Genomic DNA, 4,177 nt, shown 5'->3' with positions numbered 1-4,177 from the left:
GTGTCGCTCGCGCGCTCGCTCGTCCGGGAGCCGCAGCTCCTGCTGGCCGACGAGCCGTTCGGCGCGCTCGACGCGCTCACGCGGCTGCGCATGCACGGGCTGCTGCGCGACCTGTGCGCGCGGCACCGCCCGGCGGTCCTGCTCGTCACGCACGACGTCGACGAGGCGATCGTGCTGGCCGAGCGAGTCGTCGTGCTCGACGAAGGGCGCATCTCCCTCGACGTGCCCGTCGCGCTCGACGACGGCCCGCGCGACCCCGCCCACCCGCGGTTCGCCGCGCTCCGCGCCCAGCTGCTCGACGCCCTGGGCGCACCGACCCCCACCGTTCCCCTCGACGACCCGAGGAGCACCCGATGACCACCCACCGCGAGGGGCACCTGCACCTCAACGCGTTCCTCATGAGCACGGGCCACCACGAGGCGTCGTGGCGCCTGCCGGAGAGCGACGCGTCGTTCGTCTCCACCAACATCGCGTACCTCCAGCGCCTGGCGCAGACGGCGGAGCGCGGCAAGCTCGACTCGATCTTCTTCGCCGACGGCCCCGCGCTGCACCGGGACATCGGCCGCCGCCCGTCGGGCACGCTCGAGCCGACCGTCGTCCTGGCGGCGATCGCCGCGGTCACGCAGCGGATCGGCCTGATCGCGACCGCGTCGACCACCTACAACGACCCGTACAACCTGGCCCGACGCTTCGCGTCGGTCGACCACATCAGCAACGGCCGGGCCGGCTGGAACATCGTCACGACGGCGTTCGTCGAGGCCGCCCGCAACTTCGGGCTCGACGAGCAGCCCGCGCACGCCGACCGGTACGCGCGCGCGGCGGAGTTCATCGAGGTCGCGCTCAAGCTGTGGGACTCGTGGGAGGACGACGCGGAGATCGGCGACAAGGAGGCCGGGCTCTGGGGTGACTCGTCGCGCGTGCACCCGATCGGCCACGTCGGCGAGCACTTCCGCGTCGCGGGCGCACTCACGACGCCCCGCTCGCCGCAGGCGCACCCGCTGCTCGTGCAGGCCGGCTCGTCGGAGGACGGCAAGGACCTCGCGGCCCGCTTCGCGGAGGCCGTGTTCACGGCGCAGCAGACGCTCGGGGACGCGCAGGCGTTCTACGCGGACCTCAAGCGCCGCGCGGTCGAGTGGGGCCGCGACCCCGCGACGGTGCTCGTCCTGCCGGGGATCGTGCCGGTGATCGGCGCGACCGAGGCGGAGGCACGGGAGAAGGAGGACGAGCTCGACCGGCTCATCAACCCGGAGTACGCGCGGGTGCAGCTCGCGGCGCAGCTGCGGGTCGACCCGGAGGACCTCCCGCTCGACCGCGAGCTGCCGGACCACCTGCCGTCGGAGGACGAGATCGAGGGGGCGAAGAGCCGGTACACGCTCATCGTGAACCTGGGCCGGCGCGAGCGGCTCACGGTCCGCCAGCTCATCGGCCGGCTCGGCGGCGGGCGCGGTCACCGCACGTTCTCGGGCACCGCCGAGCAGGTCGCCGACGCGATCCAGGACTGGTACGACCAGGGTGCCGCCGACGGGTTCAACATCATGCCCCCGGTGCTCCCGTCGGGCCTGGAGGAGTTCGTCGACCAGGTGGTCCCGATCCTCGTCGAGCGCGGCATCTTCCGGTCCGAGTACACGGGCACGACGCTGCGCGACCACTACGGCCTGGCCCGCCCGGCCAACCCGCACACGGTCGCGCGGCTCGCGAGCGCGGAGGTGACCGGATGACGGCGGGCCGCGCCGGGCGCCAGCTCCACCTCAACCTGTTCGTCTACCCGGGCGGGCACCACGAGGCGGCCTGGCGGTACCCGGCGTCGTCCCCGGAGCGCGTGCTCGACCTCGCGTACTACGTGGACCTGGCGCGGGCGGCGGAGGCCGCCCGGTTCGACGGGCTCTTCCTCGCCGACGGGCCGTCGCTCGCCGACAACATCGCGTACGCGACCCGGTTCCGTCTCGAGCCGTTCACGCTGCTGTCGGCGATCGCCGCGTCGACGACGCACCTCGGGCTCATCGGCACCGCGTCCACGACGTACTCCGAGCCGTACAACCTGGCGCGGCAGCTCGCCGGCCTCGACCACGTGAGCGGCGGCCGGGCCGGCTGGAACATCGTCACGACGGGGGCGCCGGGTGCCGCGCAGAACTTCGGCCTCGACGAGCACCCCGCGCACGCCGACCGGTACGCGCGGGCCGACGAGTTCCTCGACGTCGTCACGGCGCTGTGGGACTCGTGGGAGGACGACGCGGTCGTCGGCGACCCGGCCTCCGGCCGCTACGCGGACACCGACCGCATCCACCGGATCGACCACGTCGGGCCGCACTTCGCGGTCCGCGGCCCGCTCAACACGCCGCGCACGCCGCAGGGCCGCCCGGTGTACGTGCAGGCCGGCACGTCGCACGACGGGCGCGCGTTCGCCGCGCGCTGGGCCGACGCGGTCTTCGCCGCGCACCAGACGCTCGACGAGGCGCAGGCGTACTACGCCGACGTGCGGCGACGCGCCGCGGCCGACGGGCGCGACCCCGACGACCTGCTCGTCCTGCCCGGCATCAGCCCCTACCTCGGGTCGACCGAGGCCGAGGCGCGGGCGCTGCAGCGGGACCTCGACGAGCTCACGCAGCCCGCGTACTCGATCGACCTCCTGCGGCGGCTCGTCGGCGTCGAGCTCACCGAGGCCGAGCTCGACCTGCCGTTCCCCGTCGAGCGGATCGACGTGTCGGACGACCGCGCCGAGTCGTCGCGGTTCCGGCTGGTCCGTGACCTGGCCGAGCGCGAGCGGCCCACGTCGCGCGCGCTGCTGCACCGGCTCGCCGGGGCGCGCGGGCACAAGCTCGTCGTCGGGACGCCCGAGCAGGTCGCCGACGTGATCGAGACCTGGTTCACGCGCGGCGCGGCGGACGGGTTCAACGTCATGCCGCCGTACCTGACCGGCGGGTTCACCGACTTCGCGGAGCACGTCGTGCCGATCCTGGAGGCCCGCGGGCTGTTCCGCCGCGAGTACGCCGGCACGACGCTGCGCGAGCACTACGGCCTGACCCGTCCCCGGTCGCAGTTCACGACCCGCCGCGCGGCGCTCGCCGCCGTCCCGACGCAGACTGCACGGGACGCCGCACCGACGGCCGCCGCCGCGACCGTCGCTGGGCCCGCCCCGGAACCCGTCACCCGAGGAGTCCACGCATGACGACGTACCGCCCGCTCGGCCGCACCGGTGTGCAGGTCAGCACGCTCACCCTCGGCGCCATGAACTTCGGCGCGTGGGGCAACCCCGACCACGACGAGTCCGTCGCGATCATCCACCGCGCGCTCGACGCCGGCATCAACGTCATCGACACCGCCGACGTCTACTCGCGCGGCGAGTCCGAGACGATCGTCGGGAAGGCCCTCCAGGGCCGCCGCGACGACGTCGTGCTCGCGACCAAGGTGCACGGCCGGCTGTCCGACGAGGTCAACCACGCCGGCAACTCGCGGCGCTGGATCATCCGCGAGGTCGAGGACTCGCTGCGCCGCCTGCAGACCGACCACGTCGACCTGTACCAGGTGCACCGCCCCGAGCCGGGGACGGACGTCGAGGAGACGCTGTCCGCGCTCGACGACCTGGTCCGCTCCGGCAAGGTCCGCTACGTCGGCACCTCGACTTTCCTCGGCTCGCAGATCGTCGAGGCGCAGTGGGTCGCGCGCGACCGGCGGCTCGTCCGGCCCGTCACCGAGCAGCCGCCGTACTCGATCCTCGCGCGCGGCGTGGAGCGGGAGATCCTGCCGCTCGCCCTCGAGCACGGGCTCGGTGTCCTGCCGTGGAGCCCGCTCGCGGGCGGCTGGCTGTCCGGCCGTCCCGTCGGCGCCGACGCGCCCGTCTCGCCGCGCATCGCCCGGCAGCCCGGCCGGCACGACCCGTCGCTCCCGGAGAACCTCGCGAAGGCCGAGGCCGTGCAGGCCCTCACCAAGGTCGCCGAGGCCGCGGGACTGACGCTCGTGCAGCTCGCGCTCGGCTTCGTGCTCGAGCACCCGGCCGTCACGTCCGCGATCATCGGCCCGCGCACGCCCGAGCACCTCGACTCGGCGCTCGCCGCGCTCGACGTGCGCCTCTCCGCCGACGTCCTCGACGAGATCGACGCGATCGTCCCGCCGGGCACGACGCTCAACGCCGCCGACGCCGGCTGGACCCCGCCGGCCCTCACGGACGCGACCCTCCGCC

The 4,177-nt window shown here is 74.4% G+C and carries 3 protein-coding genes and 1 pseudogene; all 4 read left to right on the top strand.

Annotated features, from left to right (window positions below):
• Positions 1 to 357: pseudogene (locus HGA02_RS12205) on the top strand (ABC transporter ATP-binding protein); the annotation flags it as partial.
• Positions 354 to 1,718, top strand: coding sequence for an LLM class flavin-dependent oxidoreductase (locus HGA02_RS12200; protein WP_168679236.1), 1,365 nt, complete (start codon positions 354 to 356; stop codon positions 1,716 to 1,718). The pseudogene HGA02_RS12205 and the gene HGA02_RS12200, both read left to right, overlap by 4 nt.
• The gene (locus HGA02_RS12195) at positions 1,715 to 3,166 is read left to right on the top strand and encodes an LLM class flavin-dependent oxidoreductase (protein WP_168679235.1); all 1,452 of its coding nucleotides are present in this window, start codon (positions 1,715 to 1,717) and stop codon (positions 3,164 to 3,166) included. The genes HGA02_RS12200 and HGA02_RS12195 overlap by 4 nt, the downstream gene beginning before the upstream one ends.
• Positions 3,163 to 4,177: aldo/keto reductase (locus HGA02_RS12190; RefSeq protein ID WP_168679234.1), on the top strand; the 1,015-nt coding region annotated here is incomplete at its 3' end. The genes HGA02_RS12195 and HGA02_RS12190, both read left to right, overlap by 4 nt.

This window comes from Cellulomonas septica (assembly GCF_012396155.1).
Lineage (GTDB): Bacteria > Actinomycetota > Actinomycetes > Actinomycetales > Cellulomonadaceae > Cellulomonas > Cellulomonas septica.
The sequence above is the reverse complement of the archived record's forward strand: the minus strand, read 5'-3'. Positions and strand labels throughout refer to the sequence as shown.

Excerpts from the sequence above, each read along its gene's own strand:
- HGA02_RS12195 (WP_168679235.1), top strand. The coding sequence starts at position 1,715 with ATGACGGCGGGCCGCGCCGGGCGCCAGCTCCACCTCAACCTGTTCGTC.
- HGA02_RS12200 (WP_168679236.1), top strand. The coding sequence starts at position 354 with ATGACCACCCACCGCGAGGGGCACCTGCACCTCAACGCGTTCCTCATG.